Genomic DNA, 2348 nt, shown 5'->3' with positions numbered 1-2348 from the left:
TGGGCGCCCTTGACTGGGCTCCGGAAGCTCGTCGTAAGCGGCAGGCGAAGCTGAAACAATGAGGCTTTGGCAATGCAATACAATCTCACCCGAATCGACCCCGATGCGCCTAACGAGCAGTACCCGATCGGCAAACGGGAAACCGTCGCCGATCCGTTAGAGGATCAGGTTCACAAAAACATTTTCATGGGCAAGCTGGAAGACGTGCTGAGCGGCGCGGTCAACTGGGGGCGTAAGAACTCCCTGTGGCCGTACAACTTCGGCCTGTCGTGCTGCTACGTGGAAATGACCACCGCCTTCACGGCGCCCCACGACATCGCCCGCTTCGGCGCCGAAGTCATCCGGGCATCACCGCGTCAGGCGGACTTCATGGTTATCGCCGGTACCTGCTTCATCAAGATGGCGCCGATCATCCAGCGTCTCTACGAGCAAATGCTCGAGCCGAAGTGGGTTATCTCCATGGGTTCGTGCGCAAACTCCGGTGGCATGTACGACATCTACTCCGTGGTTCAGGGGGTGGACAAGTTCCTGCCGGTGGACGTTTACGTGCCTGGCTGCCCGCCCCGTCCAGAAGCGTTCCTGCAAGGCCTGATGCTGCTGCAGGAATCGATTGGCCAGGAGCGTCGCCCACTTTCCTGGGTCGTTGGCGATCAAGGCGTCTATCGCGCCGACATGCCTTCGCAAAAGGAACAGCGCCGCGAACAGCGCATTCAGGTAACCAACCTGCGCAGCCCTGACGAAGTCTGATCCAGATCTGTTCTGCATAGAAACGAGAAGCTGGCTTCATTCTTTACGTTGACCGAAAGCGAAAAAATAACCATGACTACAGGCAGTGCTCTGTACATCCCGCCTTACAAGGCAGACGACCAGGATGTGGTCGTCGAACTGAACAACCGCTTTGGCGCCGAGGCCTTCACCGCCCAGCCGACCCGCACCGGCATGCCGGTGCTGTGGGTGGCCCGCGCCAAGCTCGTCGAAGTCCTGACCTTCCTGCGCAACCTGCCCAAGCCGTACGTCATGCTCTATGACCTGCACGGCGTGGACGAGCGTCTGCGCACCAAGCGTCAAGGGCTGCCGGACGGCGCCGAATTCACCGTGTTCTACCACCTCATGTCGCTGGAACGTAATAGTGACGTGATGATCAAGGTTGCCTTGTCCGAGAGCGACCTCAGCCTGCCAAGCGTCACCGGCATCTGGCCGAACGCGAACTGGTACGAGCGTGAAGTCTGGGACATGTACGGCATCGACTTCAAAGGCCACCCTCACCTGTCGCGCATCATGATGCCGCCGACCTGGGAAGGTCACCCGCTGCGCAAGGACTTCCCTGCCCGCGCCACCGAATTCGATCCGTTCAGCCTGAACCTGGCCAAGCAGCAGCTTGAGGAAGAGGCCGCGCGCTTCCGTCCTGAAGACTGGGGCATGAAGCGTTCCGGCCCGAACGAGGACTACATGTTCCTCAACCTCGGCCCGAACCACCCTTCGGCCCACGGTGCGTTCCGCATCATCCTGCAGCTGGACGGCGAAGAGATCGTCGACTGCGTGCCGGACATCGGCTACCACCACCGCGGCGCCGAGAAGATGGGCGAGCGCCAGTCCTGGCACAGCTACATCCCGTACACCGACCGCATCGACTACCTCGGCGGCGTGATGAACAACCTGCCGTACGTGCTCTCGGTCGAGAAGCTGGCCGGCATCAAGGTGCCGGAGAAGGTCGACGTCATCCGCATCATGATGGCCGAGTTCTTCCGGATCACCAGCCACCTGCTGTTCCTGGGCACCTACATCCAGGACGTCGGCGCGATGACCCCGGTGTTCTTCACCTTCACCGACCGTCAGCGTGCCTACACCGTGATCGAAGCCATCACCGGCTTCCGTCTGCACCCGGCCTGGTACCGCATCGGCGGCGTCGCCCACGACCTGCCGCGCGGCTGGGACAAACTGGTGCGCGACTTCGTCGAATGGCTGCCCAAGCGCCTCGACGAGTACACCAAGGCCGCCCTGCAGAACAGCATCCTCAAGGGCCGCACCATCGGCGTCGCCCAGTACAACACCAAAGAGGCCCTGGAATGGGGCGTCACCGGTGCCGGCCTGCGTTCCACCGGCTGCGACTTCGACCTGCGCAAGGCGCGCCCGTACTCCGGCTACGAGAACTTCGAGTTCGACGTGCCGCTGGCCGCCAACGGCGACGCCTACGACCGCTGCATGGTGCGCGTGGAAGAGATGCGCCAGAGCGTGCGCATCATCGACCAGTGCCTGCGCAACATGCCGGAAGGCCCGTACAAGGCGGATCACCCGCTGACCACGCCGCCGCCCAAAGAGCGCACGCTGCAGCACATCGAAACCCTGAT

Annotated in this window: 2 protein-coding genes; both read left to right on the top strand. The window is 62.1% G+C overall.

Going from position 1 to position 2348, the window contains the following annotated elements:
• The first annotated feature begins 72 nt into the window (after positions 1-72).
• The gene (locus ACIP0B_RS28335; RefSeq protein ID WP_085579803.1) at positions 73-747 is read left to right on the top strand and encodes an NADH-quinone oxidoreductase subunit B family protein; all 675 of its coding nucleotides are present in this window, start codon (positions 73-75) and stop codon (positions 745-747) included.
• Between the two features lie 72 nt (positions 748-819).
• Positions 820-2348 (top strand): NADH-quinone oxidoreductase subunit C/D (gene nuoC, locus ACIP0B_RS28330; RefSeq protein WP_400838482.1); only part of this gene is annotated, 1529 nt, incomplete at its 3' end.

The sequence above is a fragment of the Pseudomonas sp. NPDC089534 genome (genome assembly GCF_044749305.1).
GTDB classification, from domain to species: Bacteria; Pseudomonadota; Gammaproteobacteria; order Pseudomonadales; family Pseudomonadaceae; genus Aquipseudomonas; species Aquipseudomonas ekonensis.
The sequence above is the reverse complement of the archived record's forward strand: the minus strand, read 5'-3'. Positions and strand labels throughout refer to the sequence as shown.

Excerpts from the sequence above, each read along its gene's own strand:
- ACIP0B_RS28335 (WP_085579803.1), top strand. The coding sequence starts at position 73 with ATGCAATACAATCTCACCCGAATCGACCCCGATGCGCCTAACGAGCAG.